The 21077-nt window shown below is 73.3% G+C and carries 19 protein-coding genes; 12 read left to right on the top strand and 7 right to left on the bottom strand.

Features of this window, described 5'->3' with window-relative positions:
• Window positions 1-165: 165 nt before the first annotated feature.
• From AKI01S_RS42300 to corA, 3 genes are all read right to left on the bottom strand, one after another.
• A complete protein-coding gene (locus AKI01S_RS42300; protein WP_067831487.1) occupies window positions 166-1131 on the bottom strand; it encodes an aldo/keto reductase in 966 nt (321 codons plus the stop codon).
• Between the two features lie 203 nt (window positions 1132-1334).
• Window positions 1335-1529 (bottom strand): hypothetical protein, encoded by a 195-nt coding sequence (locus AKI01S_RS42295; RefSeq protein WP_067831485.1) that lies wholly within the window; start codon window positions 1527-1529, stop codon window positions 1335-1337.
• Window positions 1529-2515 carry a magnesium/cobalt transporter CorA gene (corA, locus tag AKI01S_RS42290; RefSeq protein ID WP_067831483.1) on the bottom strand — a complete coding sequence of 329 codons (987 nt, stop codon included), beginning with the start codon at window positions 2513-2515 and terminating at the stop codon, window positions 1529-1531. Before corA ends, AKI01S_RS42295 begins: the two co-directional genes overlap by 1 nt.
• A 121-nt stretch (window positions 2516-2636) precedes the next feature.
• Between corA and AKI01S_RS42285 the strand changes: the two genes are divergently transcribed.
• The 8 genes from AKI01S_RS42285 (at window position 2637) to mshC (ending at window position 10988) form a co-directional block, all read left to right on the top strand.
• Window positions 2637-3359 (top strand): MSMEG_4193 family putative phosphomutase, encoded by a 723-nt coding sequence (locus AKI01S_RS42285; RefSeq protein WP_067831481.1) that lies wholly within the window; start codon window positions 2637-2639, stop codon window positions 3357-3359.
• Between the two features lie 10 nt (window positions 3360-3369).
• Complete coding sequence (locus AKI01S_RS42280; RefSeq protein ID WP_067831479.1) at window positions 3370-3963, top strand: DUF3090 domain-containing protein; 594 nt, start codon at window positions 3370-3372, stop codon at window positions 3961-3963.
• A gap of 84 nt (window positions 3964-4047) precedes the next feature.
• Complete coding sequence (locus AKI01S_RS42275; RefSeq protein WP_067831477.1) at window positions 4048-4812, top strand: SCO1664 family protein; 765 nt, start codon at window positions 4048-4050, stop codon at window positions 4810-4812.
• Between the two features lie 255 nt (window positions 4813-5067).
• The gene (locus AKI01S_RS42270; protein WP_067831475.1) at window positions 5068-5835 is read left to right on the top strand and encodes an NRDE family protein; all 768 of its coding nucleotides are present in this window, start codon (window positions 5068-5070) and stop codon (window positions 5833-5835) included.
• Window positions 5836-5975: 140 nt separating this feature from the next.
• Entirely contained in the window at window positions 5976-7736 is a 1761-nt protein-coding gene (locus tag AKI01S_RS42265) for an ABC transporter substrate-binding protein (RefSeq protein WP_084000789.1), read from the top strand.
• Between the two features lie 18 nt (window positions 7737-7754).
• Window positions 7755-8684, top strand: a complete 930-nt coding sequence (locus tag AKI01S_RS42260) for an ABC transporter permease (protein ID WP_067831473.1) — start codon at window positions 7755-7757, stop codon at window positions 8682-8684.
• Window positions 8685-8691: 7 nt separating this feature from the next.
• Entirely contained in the window at window positions 8692-9636 is a 945-nt protein-coding gene (locus tag AKI01S_RS42255; RefSeq protein ID WP_067831471.1) for an ABC transporter permease, read from the top strand.
• 110 nt (window positions 9637-9746) lie between these two features.
• The gene (gene mshC, locus AKI01S_RS42250; protein ID WP_067831469.1) at window positions 9747-10988 is read left to right on the top strand and encodes a cysteine--1-D-myo-inosityl 2-amino-2-deoxy-alpha-D-glucopyranoside ligase; all 1242 of its coding nucleotides are present in this window, start codon (window positions 9747-9749) and stop codon (window positions 10986-10988) included.
• Between the two features lie 43 nt (window positions 10989-11031).
• Here the strand turns inward: mshC and AKI01S_RS42245 are convergent, their stop codons facing one another.
• From AKI01S_RS42245 to AKI01S_RS42235, 3 genes are all read right to left on the bottom strand, one after another.
• Complete coding sequence (locus tag AKI01S_RS42245) at window positions 11032-11859, bottom strand: oxygenase MpaB family protein (RefSeq protein WP_067831468.1); 828 nt, start codon at window positions 11857-11859, stop codon at window positions 11032-11034.
• Window positions 11860-12189: 330 nt separating this feature from the next.
• Window positions 12190-13032: a PAC2 family protein gene (locus AKI01S_RS42240; protein WP_067831467.1), complete on the bottom strand. Its 843-nt coding sequence runs from the start codon at window positions 13030-13032 to the stop codon at window positions 12190-12192.
• A gap of 178 nt (window positions 13033-13210) precedes the next feature.
• Window positions 13211-13669 (bottom strand): universal stress protein, encoded by a 459-nt coding sequence (locus AKI01S_RS42235; RefSeq protein ID WP_067831466.1) that lies wholly within the window; start codon window positions 13667-13669, stop codon window positions 13211-13213.
• A gap of 161 nt (window positions 13670-13830) precedes the next feature.
• On the opposite strand from AKI01S_RS42235, the gene metH reads away from it, so the two are divergent.
• Entirely contained in the window at window positions 13831-17310 is a 3480-nt protein-coding gene (gene metH, locus AKI01S_RS42230) for a methionine synthase (RefSeq protein WP_067831464.1), read from the top strand.
• Window positions 17311-17386: 76 nt separating this feature from the next.
• On the opposite strand, the gene AKI01S_RS42225 is transcribed toward metH, so the two are convergent.
• Window positions 17387-17878 (bottom strand): hypothetical protein, encoded by a 492-nt coding sequence (locus AKI01S_RS42225; RefSeq protein WP_067831462.1) that lies wholly within the window; start codon window positions 17876-17878, stop codon window positions 17387-17389.
• A 230-nt stretch (window positions 17879-18108) separates the two neighbouring features.
• On the opposite strand from AKI01S_RS42225, the gene AKI01S_RS42220 reads away from it, so the two are divergent.
• The 3 genes from AKI01S_RS42220 to AKI01S_RS42210 all read left to right on the top strand — a co-directional run.
• Complete coding sequence (locus tag AKI01S_RS42220; protein ID WP_067831460.1) at window positions 18109-19482, top strand: hypothetical protein; 1374 nt, start codon at window positions 18109-18111, stop codon at window positions 19480-19482.
• An 85-nt stretch (window positions 19483-19567) separates the two neighbouring features.
• On the top strand, window positions 19568-20245 hold the full coding sequence (locus tag AKI01S_RS42215; RefSeq protein WP_067831458.1) for an HAD family hydrolase: 678 nt from the start codon (window positions 19568-19570) through the stop codon (window positions 20243-20245).
• A 538-nt stretch (window positions 20246-20783) separates the two neighbouring features.
• Window positions 20784-21077: hypothetical protein (locus AKI01S_RS42210; RefSeq protein WP_067831489.1), on the top strand; the 294-nt coding region annotated here is incomplete at its 3' end.

The raw sequence follows: 21077 nt of genomic DNA, 5'->3' as shown, positions 1-21077 counted from the left end.
TCCGCGCCGAGGCGCGCGGCGGCCCGCGCGGCGAGCGGCGCGGGCGCGCCCGCGTGGGTGAACAGTTCGGTCAGGTCGGCAGGAATGTCGGTCACGGGCTTTCCGTACGGGTGGTCGGGTGCGTTCGGCGGGACCGTCCGAGGGTGTCACGGACGGCACGGCCGGTCACGGATGGACGGCGGCGATGTCGGAGACCGGGTCGGAGACGTCGTCGAGCGCGGCGCGGATCTCCTGCGGCAGCGTCAGCGCGTCGCTGGCGAGCGCCTGGGCCAGCTGCGCGGACGTGCGCGCCCCCACGATCGGCGCGGCGACGCCGGGCCGGTCCCGCACCCAGCTCAGCGCGACGCTGAGCGGCGTGACGCCGAGGCCCTCGGCGGCGGTCACCACCGACTCCACGATCCGGCCGCACTCCTCGTCCAGGTACGGCTGGACGAAGTCGGAGAAGTGGGGGTTGGCGGCCCGCGACCCGGCGGGCAGCCCGGTGCGGTACTTGCCGGTCAGCACCCCGCGCCCCAGCGGCGACCACGGCAGCAGGCCCGCGCCCGCGTCCAGCGTCGCCGGGAGCAGCTCGCGCTCGACGTCGCGGCGCAGCAGCGAGTACTCGGCCTGCACCGCCACGACCGGGGCGCGCCCCGGCCACGCCCGCTGCCAGGCGGCGGCCTTGGCGACCTGCCACCCGGTGTAGTTGGACACCCCCACGTACCGGGTGCGTCCCGACACCACCGCCTCGTCCAGCGCCGACAGCGTCTCCTCCAGCGGCGTCGCCGGGTCGTAGACGTGCAGCTGCCACAGGTCCACGTACTCCAGGCCCAGCCGGTCCAGGGAGGCGTCCAGCGCGGCCAGCAGGTGGCGGCGCGAGGCGTCGTAGCGGCCGTCGGGCCGGATCGCCGACTTGGTGGTGACGACCATCTCGTCGCGGCCCACCACCTCGCGCAGCAGGTGGCCCAGGATCCGTTCGGCGTCGCCGTCGCTGTAGACGTCGGCGGTGTCCACCAGCGTGCCGCCCGCGTCCACGAACGCGGTCAGCTGCGAGGCGGCCTCGTCGGGCTCGGTGTCCTGGCCCCAGGTCATGGTGCCCAGCCCCAACCGGGACACCAGCAGGCCGCTCCGCCCGACGTGACGCTCTTCCATGCCGGTCAATCTAGCGGCCCCCGGGACCGGTCCACCCGCCGCCACCGGCGCGGGGAGTTCGTCCTGTTGATGGCGGTATGGCGGGCGATGTGCGGGGGAACGCGACATCGGCGCAGGTCATGGCGGTGTGTGGGCGTCCGGAGCGGGAGCGCGCGGCCACGGCGCCGCCCCGGCCGCGCCGCCGCCGCCCGATCCTCGCCGCGCTAGACGCCGGCGGGTGGGTCCTGGGCGGCCGGCGGGGCGGCCGACAGGGCGGGCAGGGCCGGCAGGGCGCGTTCGGGCCAGGGCTTGAGCCGCGGACCGAAGTGGATCAGCAGGGTGATCAGCAGGATCCACAGCAGCACCAGCGTGATCACGGTGATGGGCCACATCTTGTGCGGCCGGTCGCGGCGCGTCATCACAGCCACCCGCTCTTGCGCAGCCGCAGGTAGACCAGCACGCAGACGGTCACCATCACCGCCAGCATCAGCGGATACCCGTACAGCCACCGCAGCTCGGGCATGTAGTCGAAGTTCATCCCGTAGAACCCCGCCAGCATGGTCGGCACCGCCAGGATCGCCGCCCACGAGGAGATCTTGCGCATGTCCTCGTTCTGCTGCTTGCCGAGCAGCGCCAGGTGCGCCGTCAGCACGCTGTTGAGCAGTTCGTTGTGCGCGTCGACCTGACCGTCCACGCGCAGCAGGTGGTCCAGCACGTCGCGGAAGTACTCGCGCACGGTCTCGCACGCCGAGACCCGGCCGCGCGTGATGTCCTGGAGCACCGGGATCAGCGGGTCCTGCGCGGTGCGGAACTCCAGCACCTCGCGCTTGAGCGAGTAGATGTCCTCGATGACATCGGGGCTGCCCGGCCGGAACACCGCCCGTTCCAGCTCGATGATGTCGCGTTCCACCTCGTGCACGATGTCGCTGTAGGCGTCCACCACCGCGTCGCACACCGCGTACAGCACCGCCGCCGGGCCGTGGTCCAGCATCTTCGGGTCGGCCTCCAGCCGCTTGCGGACCGAACCGAGCGGGTTGCCCGCGCCGTGCCGCACCGTCACCACGAAGTCCGGGCCGAGGAACAGCATGATCTCGCCGACCTCGATGTCGGAGGTGGCCTCCTGGTAGGCCAGCGTCTTCACCACCACGAACAGGGTCTCGCCGTAGTGCTCCAGCTTCGGCCGCTGGTGGGCGTGCACGGCGTCCTCGGCGGCCAGCGGGTGCAGCCCCAGCTCCTCCTTGACGTGCCGGAACTCCTCGGCGGAGGGTTCGTGCAGGCCGATCCACACGAAGCACTTCTCGTTCTCCTCGGCGGCCCGCTCGCGGGCGGCGTCGAAGGCGTCGCTGATGTCGCCCTCGATGGAGCGCCGCACGCCCCTGGAGTAGATGGCCTGGTCAACGATCACAAAGCTGTCCTCACGCGTCTCGGGGTGCCGGTGGCCGGGGCCCGTCCCCGACCTTAGGGGACGATGATGAACGATCCGCCGCGGGCGTCGCGACCCCGGGCGTCTCGTAGAGTTCCCTACCGTGACGACGCTGCTGCTGGTGCGGCACGGGCTGACCGCGTTGACCGGTCCCGTGCTGGCGGGGTGGACCCCCGCCCTGTCCCTGGACGACCGCGGCCGCGCCCAGGCGCGGGCGGTCGGCGAACGGCTGGCCGGCCTGCCGCTGGCCGCCGTGGTGTCCAGCCCCCTGGACCGCTGCCTCCAGACCGCCGAGGCGATCGCCGCCGCGCACGCCGACCCGGTCGAGAAGATCGAGGTGGACGAGCGGTTCGGCGAGGTCCGCTACGGCGACTGGACCGGCCGCCCGCTGAAGGAGCTGGCCGAGGAGCCGCTGTGGCGGGTCGTGCAGGCCCACCCCAGCGCCGCCCGCTTCCCCGGCGAGGACGGCGAGTCGCTGGCCGCCGCCCAGCACCGCGCCGTGGCCGCCGTGCGCGACTGGAACGCGCGGATCGCCGCCGAGCACGGCCCGCACGCCGCCTACCTGGTGTGCAGCCACGGCGACATCATCAAGGCGATCGTCGCCGACGCGCTCGGCCTGCACCTGGACCAGTTCCAGCGGATCGAGGCCGCGCCCGCCTCCCTGACCGTCATCCGCTACACCGAGCTGCGGCCGTTCCTGGTGCGCCTCAACGACACCGGCGGGAACGTCGACAACCTCCTGCCCCCGCCCCCGGACGACCAGGGCGGCGACTCCGGCGCGCCGCGCGGGGGAGAGGGTGACGCGGCGGTGGGCGGCGGAGCGTAGGGTCATTGTCATGCCGGTCATCTCCTATGAACTGCCCGACAGGTTCGTGGCGGGCACCGTCGGGCGGCCCGGGGAGCGCTCGTTCTACCTCCAGGCCCGCGCGGGCCGCCGTGTCACCAGCGTCGGACTGGAGAAGTTCCAGGTGACGCTGCTGGCCGAACGGCTGGAGGAGCTTCTGGACGAGGTGCTGCGGCGCAGTGGCGGGGAGGCGGCGGTGCCCGCGGTCACCCCGGTCGAGCTGCGCGACGACGCGCCGCTGGACCAGCCGGTGGAGGAGGAGTTCCGGGTCGGCGCGATGGCGCTGGCCTGGGACCCCGACGAGCAGCGCGTGCTGATCGAGGCGCGCGAGGCCACCGAGACCGAGGACCCCGAGGACCCCGAGGCCGCTGAGGACCCCGACGACCCCGACGACCTGGACGACCTGGAGGCCGACGACCCCGCGGTCGCGGTGCTGCGGGTGAGCCTGACCGCCGCGCAGGCCCGCGCGTTCGCCGAACGCGCCCTCCAGGTGGTGGCGGCGGGCCGTCCGCCGTGCCCGCTGTGCGGCCTGCCGCTGGACGCCGCCGGGCACGTCTGCCCCCGGCAGAACGGCTATCTGGGCTGAGATGCGGACACCGGCTGACAAGCGGACACCGGCGGACACCGCGCCGCGCTGGATCATGAACGCGGCGACCCGGAGAATGGAGTCATGACCCAGTCCTCCCGGGATCGCACGCCTGCCGGCGGCCGCACGGTCTCCCCGCACGACACCGAGACGGCCGAACGGCTGCTGGCCCGCGGGCGGCTGACCGTCGAGGGCCGGCTGGTGCAGGCCAGCAACGCCACCCTGTACTGCCAGGTCGAGTGGGAGGGACTGCGCGCCGCCTGCGTCTACAAGCCGGTGGCGGGCGAGCGCCCGCTGTGGGACTTCCCCGACGGCACGCTGGCCGAACGCGAGGTCGCCGCCTACGAGGTGTCGCGGGCGACCGGCTGGGACCTGGTGCCCCCGACCGTGCACCGCGACGGCCCCTACGGGCCCGGCATGGTGCAGCTGTGGGTCGAGCCCGACCCCGACATCGACCTGGTCGCGCTGTCGCGCTCCGACGATCCGGCGGTCCGCCGGATGGCGGTGTTCGACGCGATCATCAACAACGCCGACCGCAAGATCGGGCACCTGCTGCCGCCCGGCGACGGCCACGTCTACGGGTGCGACCACGGCGTGTGCTTCTCGGTGGACTACAAGCTGCGGACCGTGCTGTGGCAGTGGCGCGGCAAGAAGCTGACGCCCGAGGCGGTCGAGGCCCTCGGGCGCGTCGGGACCGCCCTGCGCGGCCCCCTCGGCGAACGGCTGGGGGAGCTGCTCACCTCCGCCGAGGTGGACGCCACCCGCCGCCGCGTGGAGATGATGCTCAAGCACCGCATCCACCCCTACCCCCCGGAGGACTGGCCCGCCGTGCCCTGGCCACCCCTCTGACCCCGCGACGCCGTACCCCCGGTGACCTCTGAGCGACTCCGTGATCCCTGTGTGCTCCCGGTGGTCCCGTGGTCCTGGTGGTCCCTGTGTGGTCCCGGTGGTTCCCTGTTCCCGGTGGTTCCCTGGCCCCGATGGCCCCGATGGCCCCGATGGCCCCGATGGCCCCGATGGTTCGGTGGCTTGGTGGCCTTGGGTGGGGGCGTCGGTGGCCCCCCGGGTGCGGGCGTTTTGTCGGGCGGTGGTCAAATTGCTGCCATGTGTACGGCGATCGTCAGCGTTGACCCCGCCTCCCCGGTTCCCGTCCTGCTGGTCGGCGTCCGGGACGAGTTCGTCACCCGGGCCTGGCAGCCGCCCGGCCGCCACTGGCCCGACCGCCCCGCCCTGGTCGCCGGGCGCGACCTGCGTGCGGGCGGCACCTGGTTCGCCGTCGACCCGGGTGCGCCGCGTGCCGCCACCGTCCTCAACGCCCCCGGCCCCCTGGTTCCCGAGGAGCACCGGCTGTCGCGCGGCGAGCTGCCGCTGCGGCTGGCCGCCGACGGCAAGCTCGGCGATCTGGAGCTGCCGCGCCTGGACCCGTTCCACGCCCTGTGCGCCGAGCCCGACAGCGTCCGCATGTGGAGCTGGGACGGCGCCAGGCTGGCCGAACGCGCCCTCGGCCCCGGCCTGCACATCATCGTCAACAGCGGCCTGGAGGCCGAGGCCCACCGCGAGGGGGCCCTTGAGGACGCCTACATGATGGCGCGCCTGACCCACTTCCGGCCCCGCCTGGCCGCCACCGGGCGCCCCGAGCCGCTGCCCGGCCACGGAACGGTCCGGCAGGCGTGGGGCGGATGGCTCCCGCTGGTGGAGGGCGACGGGCTGGAGCGCGCCGACCGCCGCGCCCTGCTGCCGCTGGTGGACATGGGCGAGGGCCGCGTCTGGGGCACCACCTCCGTCAGCCTGGCCGCGCTCACCCGCGACGCGGTCCGTTACGACTTCTCCGCCGAACCGGGCGACCCCGGCTCCTGGACCTCCGTCCTCTGAACCCCGTTCGACTGATCCTCGCAGCCGCCGCCGCATCTCTCACCGTGGGTGCTAGTTTGACTACCTACCGCGATCTTCGGGGTGGGTGAGGTTCCCGGGGCGCGGCGCACGACGGTCGTCACGGGGACTGGGGAGAACGGATGGCGGCAGGGCGACGGGGGACCGCGGCCGTCGCGGGCCTGGGCACGCTGGTGCTCGGGCTGGCGGCCTGCGGCGGGGGGACGCGGGACGGGGACGGCGGCGGCACGCTGCGGGTGGTGGGCGCCTCCGACGTCGACCACCTGGACCCCGCCAGCGCCTACACCCCGTGGAGCGCCGGCCTGGTCCGGCAGTTCGCCCGGACGCTGTTCGGCGTCCGGGCCGCCGACACCTTCGCCGAGGCCGTCGAGGCCCGGCCGGACGTCGCCGCCGAACTGCCCACCACCCGCAACGGAGGCGTCAGCGCCGACGGCCGGACCTACACCATCAGGCTGCGGCCGGGCGTGCGGTGGAACACCCGGCCCCCGCGCGAGGTGACCGCCGCCGACTTCGTGCGCGGCCTCAAACGGGTCTGCAACCCCGCCCAGCCGGCCGGCGCCAGGGGCTACTACACCGGCACGATCGTCGGGATGGACGCGTTCTGCCGGGGCTTCGGCGCGGTCGACGCCGGGAACGCCGCGGCGATCGCCAGGTACCAGAACGAGCACGAGGTCGAGGGCCTGAGGGCCAGGGACGCCAGGACCCTGGAGATCAGGCTCAAGCGGCCCGCGCAGGACTTCGTCGAGATCCTCGCCATGGGCTTCGCCGCCGCCGCGCCCGCCGAGTACGACCGGTACGTGCCCGACAGCGCCGAGTTCCGCGCCAACACCGTCTCCAACGGCCCCTACCAGATCACCTCCTACACGCCCGGCAAGCGGTACGTGCTGGAGCGGAACCCGGCCTGGCGGCAGGAGTCGGACCCGCTGCGCGGGCAGGGCCCCGCCCGGATCCAGATCACCCTGGGGCAGGACTCGCCCGAGGTGGTGCAGCGGCAACTGGAGGAGGGCACCGCCGACCTGGCCTGGGACCAGACGGTCCCGGCGGCCCGGATCCCGGCGCTGCGGTCCCACCCCAACTTCAAGATCATGCAGGGGTCGTCGCTCGACCCCTACCTCGTCTTCAACACCCTCAGCCCCAACAACGGCGGGGCGCTGGGGCGCCGGGAGGTCCGCCGGGCGATCGCGTACGCGATCGACAAGGCCGCGCTGGTCCGGCTGAGCGGCGGCCCCGACGTCGGCGAGGTCCTCCACCAGGCGATCCCGCCGCGCAGCACCGGTCACGAGCCGTTCGACCCCTACCCGACGCCGGGCGACGCGGGCGACCCCGACCGGTGCTGGAGGATGCTGGTCGCCGCCGGATACCCCAACGGCCTGAAGCTGAGGTTCCCCTACCGCACCAGCGGCGACCACGCCCGGATCGCGCAGTCGCTGCGGGCCGACCTCAAGGAGTGCGGCATCGATGCCGAGCTGGTCGCCGACTCGGCCGGGACGTTCTACAACACCACCCTGGTCACCCCGGCCGACGCCCGCGCGGGCCGGTGGGACGTCGCCGCGCCCGACTGGCACCCCGACTGGTACGGCGACAACGGCCGCACCATCGTCCCGCAGCTGTTCGACGGCCGCCTGTACGGCCCCAACTCCGCCAACTTCGGCGGGTACGACAACGACGAGGTCAACCGCCTCATCGACCGGGCCCTGGCGGCCGGGAACGAGGACGAGGCGCGGCGGCTGTGGGCACGGGCCGACCGGCTGATCATGGCCGACGCCGCGATCGTGCCCCTGATGAGCCGCAACCAGCCGGTCTTCCACTCGTCGCGGGTGCGGGACGCCAGGTACCTGCCGCACTTCCAGACCTATGACGTGAGCCTCGTGCGCCTGGCGTGACCCCCCGGAGGTCGACCCGTGAATCTGCCGGAACCGGAGAGCGGGCCCGCCCCGGCGCGGGGGCGGCCGGCGTGGCGGAGGTTCCGCCGCGACGGGCAGTCGGTCGCAGCGCTGGCGGTGCTGGCGCTGGTCACGGCGTTCGCGCTGATGGCGCCGGTGTGGGCGGCCTGGACCGGGCACCCCTACGACGCGACCTTCCCCCGGGAGGGGCTGGACGCGGGCGGTCGGCCGGTGGGGCCGGGCGCGGAGTTCTGGCTGGGCGCCGACCAGCTGGGCCGCGACGTGCTGGTCCGCGCCGCCTACGGGGCGCGGGTCTCGCTGGCGGTGGGGGTCGCGGCGGCGGCGCTGGCGACGCTTCCGGGCGTGGCCGTCGGCCTCCTGGCCGGATACGCCGGCGGCGCGGTCGACACCGTGATCACGCGGCTGCTGGACATCACGCTGGCGCTGCCCGCCCTGCTGGTGGCGATCACGCTGGCCACCACGTTCCCGGTCACCTCGGCCACGGCCGGCCTGGTCATGACGGTCCTGGTGATCGCGTTCTTCTCGGTCGCGGGGTTCGGCCGGGTCATCCGCGGCCAGGTGATCGCGCTGCGGGAACGGGAGTTCGTCGCGGCGGCCCGCGCGCTGGGCGCGGGCCATCTGCGGATCATGGCCGTGGAGCTGCTGCCCAACCTGACGGCGCAGATCACCGTGCTGGCCTCGCTGCTGGTCCCCACCGCGATCGTGGCCGAGGCCACGCTGTCGTTCCTGGGCGTCGGGGTGCGCCCGCCCACGCCCTCCTGGGGCTCGATGCTCGGCGAGGGCGGGGAGGTGTTCCGGACCGCCTGGTGGCTGCTGGCGGTGCCCGCCGCCCTGCTGCTGCTGACCACCCTGTCGTTCAACCTGGTCGGCGACGGGGTCCGGGACGCCCTGGACCCCCGTCCGGACCGGGCCGCCGGGCGGGGGTGAGCCGCCGGTGACGGGCTTCGTGATCCGCCGCCTGCTGTACTCGCTGGTGGTGCTGTGGCTGGTGTCCACGCTGGTGTTCGCGTTCCTGCACCTGTCGCCGGTGGCGGTGGAACGGGTCGTCGGCGGCCCCCGGGCCACCGCCGCCGACCTGGCGCAGATCCGCCGCAACCTCGGCCTGGACCGGCCGGTCCCGGCCCAGTACGGCGACTTCCTCGCCCGGCTGCTGCGGGGCGACCTCGGCGACTCCTACGTCAACGGCGCCCCGGTGGCCACCCTGGTCGCCGAGCGGCTGCCCACCACGCTGCTGCTGGTGCTGGGCGCGGGGGTCCTCTGGTTCACCGGTGGCGTCGTGATCGGCGTGTACGGCGCCACCCGCGCGCGGCGGGCCGGTGACCGCGCCGCCACCGCGCTGGTGCTGGCCGGGCTGTCGACGCCGCCGTTCGTGATGGCGCTGGTGCTGCTGCACGTGTTCTCCACCGGGCTCGGGGAGGTGGGGATCGGCTTCTTCGAGGCCGGGCCGCCGTCGCGGGAGCGCCTCCTGCAACGGATGGTCCTGCCGTGGGCCGCGCTGGCGTTCCTGATGGCCGCCGCCTACGCCCGGCTGACGCGCGGCGCGATGCTGGACGTGCTGGGGGAGGACTACGTCCGCACCGCCCGCGCCAAGGGCCTGCCCGAGCGCCGCGTGGTGTACCGGCACGCCCTGCGCTCGGCCCTGACCCCGGTGGTCACCCAGCTCGGCGTCGACGTGGGCGCGCTGGTCGGCTCGACGGTCGTCATCGAGAAGGTGTTCGGCCTGCAGGGCGTGGGCCAGCTGGTCCACCAGTCGATCACGCTCGGCGACACCCCCGTGATCATCGGGGTGACGCTGCTGGCGACGGTGTTCGTGGTGGTCGCGAACCTTCTGGTGGACGTGGGCTATTCGGTGCTGGACCCGCGGGTGCGGCTCCCCTGACCGGCGAAGCCGCCGGGGGGCGTGGGGGTAGGCGCCCCCTCGGGGAAACCGTGATCTTTGGGATGATCTCGCTGTAAGGCCATGAACAGGGCGGGGCTAAGCTTTCCGATATGCGATCGTGGTCCGCACCCGAAGTGCCGAAACTGTCCGACGCCGGCCTGCCGGAAGCCTCCCGCCCCCTGGCCCTGCACGACACCGGACAGGGCGCGGTGCGGCCCACCGCGCCGGGCGAGACGGCCCGGATGTACGTGTGCGGGATCACCCCCTACGACGCCACCCATCTGGGCCACGCCAACACCTACCTGACGTTCGACCTGGTCAACCGGGTGTGGCGGGACCTCGGGCACCGCGTGCTGTACGTGCAGAACGCCACCGACGTCGACGACCCGCTGCTGGAGCGCGCCGAGCGCGACGGCATCGACTGGCGCGAGCTGGCCGACCGCGAGATCGAGCTGTTCCGCGAGGACATGACCGCGCTGCGGATCCTGCCGCCCGACCACTACATCGGCGCGGTCGAGGCGATCCCGCTGGTCGTCGAGATGGTGGAGCGGCTCAAGGGCGAGGGCGCCGCCTACCAGGTGGACTCCGACATCTACTTCCCCGTGGCCGCCGACCCCACGTTCGGGTCGGTCAGCCGGCTGGACCGGGAGGAGATGCTGCCGCTGTTCGCCGAGCGCGGCGGCGACCCCGACCGCGAGGGCAAGCGCGACGCGCTCGACCCGCTGCTGTGGCTGGCGCAGCGGCCCGGCGAGCCGGGCTGGGACTCGCCGTTCGGCAAGGGCCGCCCCGGCTGGCACATCGAGTGCGCCGCGATCTCCCTGGAGTACCTGGGGATGGCGTTCGACGTCGAGGGCGGCGGCTCGGACCTGGCGTTCCCGCACCACGAGATGGGCGCCTCGCACGCCCAGCTGGCCACCGGGGAGCACCCGCACGCCCGGGCCTACGTCCACGCGGGCATGGTCGGCCTGGACGGCGAGAAGATGTCCAAGTCGCGCGGCAACCTCGTGTTCGTGTCGCGGCTGCGGCGGGCGGGCGTCGACCCGATGGCGATCCGCCTGGTGCTGCTGTCGCACCACTACCGCAGCGACTGGGAGTGGACCGACGAGCAGCTCGAGGCCGCGAACGCGCGCCTGGAGCGGTGGCGCGCGGCGGTCGGCGCGGCGTCCGGCCCGGCGGCGGACGCCGTCGCCGCGCAGGTCCGCGACGCCCTGGCCGGGGACCTGGACGCCCCGGCGGCGCTGGCCGCCGTGGACCGCTGGGCCGAGCGGGCCCTGGCGGGCGAGGGCGGCGACACCGCCGCCCCCGGCCGGGTGCGGGCGCTGGTCGACGCCCTGCTCGGCGTGGCCCTCTGAGCCCTGCCCGGCGTGGCCCTCTGAGCGGCGCCCGGGGCGTCTCTCAGACGTTCGCGGCCGATCTCGCGGCGGCGTACCGGCGGGCCTTGCGCCCGATCCGCCGCCGCGAGGCCCACAGGTAGAGCGGGACGCCCGCGCGGCGCAGCCGGCCCGGCACCAGCCGGTACCCGAACGCGCCCGTGCGCAGCAGCAGCCACAGCAGCCGTTCGCGGCGCGGGCCCCAGGGCAGCCCGTACTGGTCGCGGACGCGCGGCGGCAGCAGGCCCGTGGTGACGAACCGGAACAGCGCCATCGCCGGCCACAGCGGGCGCAGCCTCGGCGCCCACAGGACCTCCCGCATGACCGCCCGGCCGGTGTCGGTGACCTCCAGCGTGGCGATCATGCCGTCCATGTAGCGGCCGAACGCCTCCTCGTCGGCGGGCTGCGCGCCCGGCGGGCAGCCCAGCACGTCGGCGACGTACCGGGCCTGGTCGATGTAGGGGGCCGCCAGGTCGCCGTCGGGGGAGCGCAGGACGTCCCGGTAGACGTACAGCGCCGCGTCGATGAGCGTGGCGTTCACCCACACCTGGAGGTCGGGGTCGTTGCCGGAGTAGCCGGGGCCGGTGATGCGGTCGTGCATCCGGCGGATCGCCCGGCCCATGCGCTCGGCCTCCTCCGGCGTCCCGAACGCCACGATCGTCAGGAAGTCCAGCGTGCCGAGCAACCGGTCCAGCGGCCGGTTCCGCAGGTCGCTGTGGTCGGCCACGCCCTGGGCGACCTTGGGGTGGGCGACCTGGAGCAGCAGGGCGCGCCCGGCCGCCAGCATCACGGCGGGCTCGGCGGCCAGCCGCCGCAGGACGGTCCGGTCGGGCACGGGGGCCGGAGCGCTCATCGGGGTCCTTCCGCGGGGGAGACGTCCGTAAGCACATACTTTCGCAGCCGGTGCGGCTTCTCAACAGCTTGTTGGCGTTTTGTCAACAGGCCGGGGAGATCATCGGTTGGGAACGCTCCAGGACGGGTAGGTTCCGCCGCGGATCGGTAGGGGGATCGGCGAAGGGGGGCGAGATGGGTCTGGAGCTGCTGGCGGCCATGCTGCCCGGCGTGCTGGTCGCGCTGTGGGTGTGCGGCTCGGTGAAGAAGACCGCGGAAGCGGAACGGGACCGCCGCCGCTGAGCCGGCGAGGCGGTCCCGTCACGGACGGTCGGAAAGGGAAGGAAGAGGGTCAGGTGGAGTCGCGGCGGCGCAGGTAGCGTTCGAACTCGCGGGCGATGGCATCGCCGCTGGCCTCGGGAAGCTCGGTGGCGTCCTTCTGCTCCTCCAGGGTCCGCACGTACTCGGCGACCTCGGAGTCCTCCTCGGCCAGCTCGTTGACGCCGTTCTCCCAGGCGCGGGCCTCCTCGGGCAGCTCGCCCAGCGGGATCGCCACGTCCAGGACGTCCTCCACGCGCCGCACCAGCGCCAGCGTCGCCTTCGGCGACGGCGGCTGGGCGACGTAGTGGGGGACCGCCGCCCACAGCGACACCGTGGACAGGTCGGCCTTGCCGGCGGCGTCCTGGAGCACCCCGAGGATGCCGGTCGGCCCCTCGTAGCGGGTCGGCTCCAGGTGCAGCGAGGACACCAGCCCCGCGTCCGAGCCCGCCCCGGTGACCGGAACCGGCCGCGTGTGCGGGGCGTCGGCCAGCAGCGCGCCGAGCAGCACGACCTCGCGCACGCCCAGCTCCAGCATCAGCCCGACCAGCTCGCGGCAGAACCTGCGCCAGCGCATGTTCGGCTCGATGCCGTGCACCAGGATCACGTCGCGGCCCGACGGCAGCCGCGCCCACAGGATCCGGGTGGTGGGCCAGGTGATCCCGCGGGTCTCACCGTCCACCAGCTCCACCAGGGGGCGGGTGACCTGGAAGTCGTAGTAGTCGTCGGGGTCGAGTTCGGCGATGGGCGTGGCGTCCCAGACCGTCGCCAGGTGCTGGATCACCCCGCTGGCCGCCTCCCCGGCGTCGTTCCACCCCTCAAAGGCGGCCACCAGCACCGGTTCGACCAGTTCCGGCACATCTTCGAGCTCGACCACGCGCTGCCTCCTTCCGACGTCGGGTACAGCGTCCCCGCGGAGCCCGGCATTCCCGGGGGGTCGGGCCCCGCATGATCGATCTGGCAGTCAGCCTACGTCCTGCCGGGGTCCTACCCCGCCGTCCCGCCGGCCAGACCTGCGCGGCGCGGGCGGCGGAACGGGCCGGGTCACGATTGCGTCACTTCCCGTCGGTGGTGTGCACGATGAGCACGTCGCAGGGAGCGCGGTGCGACAGGTTCGCCGGGACCGAGCCGAGGATGCGGCCGGCCAGGCTGTTGAGGCCGCGGTTGCCGATCACGACCAGTTCGGCGGCGCGGTCCCGGGCCAGCCTGGAGATCACGTCGACGGCGTCGCCCTCGACCGCGATCTGCTCGATCTCCTTGGCCCCGGCGGCGACGGCGCGCTCGCGGGCGGCGCGCAGCGCGTCGTCGGCGGGGGTGGAGCCCTGCACCTTGTAGGCCAGGTCGCCCAGCCGGTCGGCGGCGGCGAGCCGCTCCCGCTCGGGCATCGGGTGGTAGGCGGAGGCCAGCAGCAGCGTGGCGCCGGTGGCGGCGGCCAGCTGGGCGGCCCGGTCGACGGCGCGGAACGAGGAGTCCGAGCCGTCGGTTCCGACGAGGATGGTGCGGTAGGCGCTCATGCCGCTCCTTACCGGTAAGTAGGTCAGTGGGGGCACGTTATCGGTCTGATGTCCCATCCGTCACGGGCGTCCCGACACGCCGACGTGACCTGCGTCGCAACGGCGTCCAGCAATTGGACGTCCCAGTGGTCCGCGGGCCCGGCCGGATAAGGTGTCCTGTCATGAGCACTCCTCCCACTCCGCAGTCGTTGCGCCAGGCCCTCCGAGAACGCGTCGTCGTGGCCGACGGCGGTATGGGGACGATGCTCCAGGACCGCAATCCCACCATGGAGGACTTCGAGGGCCACGAGGGCTGCAACGAGATCCTCAACGTCACCCGGCCCGACATCGTCCGCTCGGTCCACCAGGCCTACTTCGACGCGGGCGTGGACTGCGTCGAGACCAACACCTTCGGCGCCAACCTCGGCAACCTCGGCGAGTACGGCATCACCGAGCGGATCTTCGAGCTGGCCGAGGCGGGCGCCCGGCTGGCCCGCGAGGTCGCCGACGCCTGCTCGACCCCCGACCGGCCCCGCTGGGTGATCGGGTCGGTGGGGCCCGGCACCAAGCTGCCGACGCTGGGGCACATCGGCTTCGCCGAGCTGCGCGACGCCTACCAGCGCAACGCCGAGGGCCTGATCGCCGGGGGCGCGCAGGCGATCCTGGTGGAGACCTGCCAGGACCTGCTCCAGGCCAAGGCCGCCCTCATCGGCGCCAAGCGGGCGATCGCCGCGGCGGGCGCCGACACCGTGCTGATCGGCCAGGTCACCATCGAGCAGAACGGCGCGATGCTGATGGGCTCGGAGATCGGCGCGGCCCTCACCGCGCTAGAGCCCCTGGAGCTGGACCTGATCGGCCTCAACTGCGCCACCGGCCCGGCCGAGATGAGCGAGCACCTGCGCTACCTGGCCAAGCACGCCCGCATCGGCCTGTCCTGCATGCCCAACGCCGGCCTGCCGGTGCTGACCGCCGACGGCGCCCACTACCCGCTGACCCCCGAGGAGCTGGCCGACGCGCACGACACGTTCACCCGTGAGTTCGGGCTGAACCTGGTCGGCGGCTGCTGCGGCACCACCCCCGCCCACCTGAAGGCCGTGGTGGACCGCGTGCGCGGCCGCGCGCCCGCCGAGCGCGACCCGCGCCCCGAGGCGGGCGCCGCCTCGCTGTACCAGCACGTGCCGTTCCGCCAGGACACCTCCTACCTGGCGATCGGCGAGCGCAGCAACGCCAACGGCTCCAAGGCGTTCCGCGAGGCGATGCTGGAGCAGCGCTGGGACGACTGCGTGCGCATCGCCCGCGAGCAGGCCCGCGACGGCGCCCACATGATCGACCTGTGCGTCGACTACGTGGGCCGCGACGGCGTGGCCGACATGAAGGAGCTGGCGTTCCGCCTGGCCACCGCCGCGACCCTGCCGATCGTGCTGGACTCCACCGAGATCCCCGTCCTGGAGGCGGGCCTGGAGATGCTCGGCGGCCGCGCCGTCGTCAACTCCGTCTCCCTGGAGGACGGCACCGGTCCCGACTCCAAGATGGCGCGGCTGATGCCGGTGGTGAGGGAGCACGGCGCCGCCGTCGTCGTGATGTGCATCGACGAGCGCGGCCAGGCCCGCACCGCCGAGTGGAAGGTCGACGTCGCGGCCCGCACCATCGAGGAGCTGACCGGCACCTGGGGGATGCGCGTCGAGGACATCATCGTCGACACCCTCACGTTCACGATCGGCACCGGCCAGGAGGAGTCGCGCCGCGACGCCCTGGAGACGATCGGGGCGATCCGCGAGCTCAAGCGCCGCTACCCGGGCGTGCAGACCACCCTCGGCCTGTCGAACGTGTCGTTCGGCCTCAACCCGGCCGCCCGCATCGTGCTGAACTCGGTGTTCCTGCACGAGTGCGCCGAGGCCGGCCTGGACTCGGCGATCGTGCACGCCTCCAAGATCCTGCCGATGAACCGGATCCCCGAGGAGCAGCGCGAGGTCGCCCTCGACCTGGTCTACGACCGGCGGCGCGACGGCTACGACCCGCTGATCCGGTTCATGGAGCTGTTCGAGGGCGTCGACACCGCCGCGATGAAGGCGGGCCGCGCCGCCGAGCTGGCCGCGCTGCCGCTGTGGGAGCGCCTCAAGCGCCGCATCATCGACGGCGAGCTGGAGAACCTGAACGCCGACCTGGACGAGGCCCTCACCCAGAAGCCCGCGCTGGCGATCGTCAACGAGGTGCTGCTGGACGGCATGAAGACCGTCGGCGAGCTGTTCGGGTCCGGGCAGATGCAGCTGCCGTTCGTGCTCCAGTCCGCCGAGGTCATGAAGACCGCGGTGGCCTACCTGGAGCCGCACATGGAGAAGTCCGAGGACGGCGGCAAGGGCCGCATCGTGCTGGCCACCGTCAAGGGCGACGTCCACGACATCGGCAAGAACCTGGTGGACATCATCCTGTCCAACAACGGCTACGAGGTCGTCAACATCGGCATCAAGCAGCCGATGTCGGCGATCCTGGAGGCCGCCCGCGAGCACCGCGCCGACGTCATCGGCATGTCCGGCCTGCTGGTCAAGTCCACGGTGATCATGAAGGAGAACCTGGAGGAGCTGAACCAGCGCGGCCTGGCCGACCAGTGGCCGATCCTGCTCGGCGGCGCGGCGCTGACCCGCGCCTACGTCGAGCAGGACCTGGCCGGGCTGTTCGACGGCGAGGTCCGCTACGCCCGCGACGCGTTCGAGGGGCTGCGGCTGATGGACGCGTTCATGGCCGTCAAGCGCGGCGAGCCGGGCGCGACGCTGCCGCCGCTGCGCGAGCGCCGGGTGAAGAAGGGCGCGACCCTCCAGGTCACCGAGCCGGAGGACATGCCCGCCCGCTCCGACGTCGCCACCGACAACAAGGTGCCGAACCCGCCGTTCTTCGGCGACCGCATCGTCAAGGGCATCCCCCTGGCCGACTACGCGGCGTTCCTGGACGAGCGCGCCACCTTCATGGGCCAGTGGGGCCTGAAGCCCACCCGGGGCGGCGACGGCCCCGACTACGAGGAGCTGGTGGAGACCGAGGGCCGCCCGCGCCTGCGGATGTGGCTGGACCGCGTCCAGACCGACGGCCTGCTGGAGGCCGCCGTCGTGTACGGGTACTACCCGTGCGTGTCGGAGGGGAACGACCTGGTCATCCTCAACGACGACGGCTCCGACCGCGAGCGCTTCACCTTCCCGCGCCAGCGCCGCGACCGGCACCTGTGCCTGGCCGACTTCTTCCGCCCCCGCGAGTCGGGGGAGACCGACGTGGTGGCGTTCCAGCTCGTCACCATGGGTTCGAGGATCGCGGGGGCGACGGGCGAGCTGTTCGAGAAGAACGCCTACCGCGACTACCTGGAGCTGCACGGCCTGTCGGTCCAGCTCACCGAGGCGCTGATGGAGTACTGGCACGCCCGCATCCGCTCCGAGATCGGCTTCGGCGCGGAGGACTCCGAGAACGTCGACGACTTCTTCAAGCTCGGCTACCGGGGCGCGCGCTACTCGTTCGGCTACCCGGCCTGCCCGGACCTGGAGGACCGCGCCACCCTGGTGCGCCTGCTGAAGCCGGAGCGGATCGGCGTGACCCTGTCGGAGGAGCTCCAGCTCGTGCCGGAGCAGTCGGCCGACGCGATGGTCGTCCACCACCCCGAGGCCAAGTACTTCAACGCCTGACGTACTTCGGCGCCGAACGGAACGAGCCGGCCGGGTCCTCCGCGGAGGACCCGGCCGGCTCGCGTACGTCCGCCGATCAGTAGTCGTAGAACGGGTTCTTGACGTACTGGACCCGCTTGCAGGACTGGTGGGCGTTGCTCACCGGCAGGTTCCTGCACAGGTGGATCTTCACGCCGCGCAGGAACGCGACCTTGGCGGAGGTGTGCTTCCAGACGTACTTCTTGCCGTTGCCGCACACCTTCTTGCTGGTGTACTCGATGTCGTTGCCGGGCTTGTCGACGATGACGCGCGCCTGGGCGCACCACTTGCCCGCCTGGACGTCGCGGACGGTGATCTCCCACTGCGCCCGGTCGTTGGTCAGGTTGTCGTGCCAGCCGACCCAGCCGGTGGCCCTGGTGCCGTTGGCGGTCTTGTTGATGTTGGTCTTCTTCTTCGCGGCGGCGGCGGTGACGGTGCCGTCACCGGCGGCGGGACCGGCGGCGTGGGCGGTGACCGGCGCGAGGGCCAGGGTGGCGCCGACGGCCAGGGTCAGGGTGGCGCCACGGCGTGCGGACCGGCTGAAGGACATGGTTCCTCCGAGGGGGAGTCGGTCAGGGACGCACCCATGGTGGCGATCATGACGACCGGCCGCCACAGTTGAGCGATCTTGAGAACCGGGTTTGGTACCACGGGGCCAGCGCACCGGGCCCATGGGCCCACCGGCGGTCCCATCTCCTGATCGTTTGACGTGGTCGGCCCCCACGGCACACCCAAGATCAATAAGCTGCCCGGCGACGCCCCCGACCCCGAAGAGGCACGATGCCCGTGCGCCCCGCCGTCCTCCGCCTGCTCGCGCCCGCCGCCGCCGGACTCCTCGCCCTGGCCCCCGCCGCCGCGTCCGCCGCCCCCGCCCCCGACATCACGGTCGACTTCGGCGCGGCGGTCCGGCCCGTTCCCCGCACGGCCTTCAACATCGACATCACCGGCTACGGCTCGGGCAGCTACGTCACCAACGACGCCGCCGTGCGCTCGATGCTCGGCGGCGGCCGCTACGGCCAGGCCCGCATGGAGCTGAGGTACACCAGGCCCGGCGACCCGACCAGCAAGATCGTCGCCGGGGGCGCCGGCGCCGACACCACCCACACCGGCGCCGAGTGGATCTCCTCGATCAAGGCGCTCGGCGCGGCCCCGGTCGTCATCGTCCCCCTGGACGCCACCGACGCCGCCAACCTCGTCCGCCACTTCAACACCGGCGCCTCCCCCCAGCGGGTCGAACGCTGGATCGTCGGCAACGAGCACCCCGACGCCGCCGCCTACGCCGCCGCGTTCAACCGGGTCCACGACGCCATGAAGGCCGTCGACCCGGCCATCGAGGTCGGCGGCCCGGGGGTGGCGTCGCCCGACATGACCTACCTGCGGGAGTTCCTGCGGGTCAGCGGTTCCCGCGTGGACTTCGTGGACTTCCACAAGTACGGCGCCGGCGGCGACGTGCTGCGCTGCGACGGCGAGCTGCTGGCGCGGACCGGGGAGTGGGGCCAGGACATCGAGCGGGCGCGCGCGGTCGTCACCGAGACCGTTCCGGCCCGCGCCGACCGGATCGAGATCCAGGTCGGCGAGCTCAACAGCGACTGGAGCGAACACCTGCCCCCGGCGGGCTGCGGCAACGTCGGCGACGGCCCGATCCAGTACCGCAACGCCGCGATCTGGTGGTCCGCCAGCGTCTTCGGGCACATCGCCCGGGCGGGCGGCTCGGGGTTCCTGTACGGCGACAAGAACGGCGCCCTCGGCATCCTGTACGACCGGCCGGGCGACCAGCGCCCCGCCTACGCGCGCAACGGCGCGGGCGTCAACGAGCGGATGCCCGTCTACCAGGGGCTCGGCTTCTTCACCGGCGCGCAGGGCACCTCCCTGGCCCGCTTCGGCTCCACCCTGGTGTCGTCGGCGACCTCCCTGCCGGACGTCGAGGTCTACGCCTCCGCCGACCCCCGGGTCATCGTCGTGGTCAACAAGGGCGCCACGCCGCGCACCGCCACCGTGGCCCTCTCCCAGGGCGGCACGGCCACCGGGCACCAGAAGGACGGCACCACCGCCAGCTACGCCCTGCCCCGCCCGCTCGGGCCCCTGCCGGTCACCGGCGGCCGCCTCACCGTCCCCCTGCCGGGCCCGTCGGTCACCCAGCTGGTCGTCTCCTAGCCGACCGGGCGTCACCGCCGCCGTACGGTCCGGTCGGCCGCCTGGCATAGCCTCGAAGACCGGACAAAAGATCTTCGAGAGGGGCATGAGGGTGCACGACGCGACCGGCGGGCTGCGGGCCGTCCTGTTCGACATGGACGGCCTGCTGATCGACTCCGAGCGGCTGTGGCTGGAGGTCGAGCACGAGACGGTCGGGTGGCTCGGCGGCGTGTGGAGCGAGGAGCACCAGAGGAACCTGGTCGGCGGGTCCCTGGACGTCGCCGTGGCGTACATGCTGGAGCTGACCGGCGCCGACGTCCCGCCCGCCGAGGTGGGGCGCCGGCTGCTGGACACCATGGCCGAACGGCTGGCGCTGGGCGTGCCGCTGATGCCCGGCGCCAAGGAGCTGCTGACCGAGGTCAACGCGGCCGGGATCCCCGCCGCGCTGGTGTCCTCCAGCCACCGGGGGCTCATCGAGGCCGCGCTCGGCAGCATCGGCGGCGACCACTTCGCGACCACCGTCGCCGGGGACGAGGTCACCCGCACCAAGCCGCACCCCGAGCCCTACCTGACGGCCGCCGGGCGGCTCGGCGTCGAACCGCGCCACTGCGTGGTGCTGGAGGACTCGCCCAACGGCGTGGCCGCCGCCCAGGCCGCCGGAGCGCACGTGGTCGCCGTCCCGCACGTGCTGCCCGTCGAGCCCGCCCCCGGCCGCACCGTCGTCGCCTCCCTGACCGAGGTCGACGTCCCGCTGCTGCGCTCCCTGGCGGGAAAGACGCTCTGAATTCCGTCCTTTCCCGTTTCTGATCGTCCTCCGGCGATTCGCCGCCGAACGGTCCCGGGTATTCACCGGAGCCGGGACCGCGATGCCAGAGATGATCACGAAGGTGGCTCTCACCAGAGAGCGCCGGTCCCCGGGCGGCCCGGGGAGCGGCGGTGTCGACCGGAGCGCGATCTCTGCTATGACCTGCTGGTAAGCCGGATCGCGGCCACGGGACAGGCCTCCGGGAGGGGACTCGCCCGCACGCCGGGCGCGTGCCCGCGATCCGCACCGAAATTCGTTTACCGCCTTTTTCCCGCCGTTGCTTTCGGTGGTCGCCGAAAGGGGCGGAAGTGGCCATGCCCGAAAGCATTCCGGATCCCGTTCCGCTGTGCGCCGATCCCGCCGAGCCCCCGTGTCCCTAGGGGAGAGATCACGCCTGAGGAGGAACCGGGCGGGCCGCCGAACCGTCCCACGGGAGGAGTGGCGGCCCGCCATGAACGTGTGACGATGGGAGGAGCGCCCGTCGCACCGTCGGGGCGCCTGGTACGAGGGGGCCGGTATGAGCGACACACTGATCTTCGCCATCAGCCTGGGCGTGACCCTGCTGGGCCTGGTGCTCAGCTGGGGGGTGGCGCGGCGGCGGGGCGCGGCCTCGGGGATGCGCGGCGCGGCGCTGTCGCTGCTGCCGCTGGCCGCCGCGCTGACCGGCGCCACCGAGTTCTTCGTCAACCTGGCGTTCAGCCCGGTGAAGTGGGCGGGTGTGGTCGTGGCGGGCCTGGCGGTGCTGCTGTACGTGGTGTCGGGCGCGATGCTGAGCCGCCGCGCCGGGCGGGAGGCCGGCCCGGCGGCCGGG

The organism is Actinomadura kijaniata NBRC 14229 (assembly GCF_001552175.1).
In the GTDB taxonomy this organism is placed as follows: Bacteria; Actinomycetota; Actinomycetes; order Streptosporangiales; family Streptosporangiaceae; genus Spirillospora; species Spirillospora kijaniata.
The sequence above is the reverse complement of the archived record's forward strand: the minus strand, read 5'-3'. Positions and strand labels throughout refer to the sequence as shown.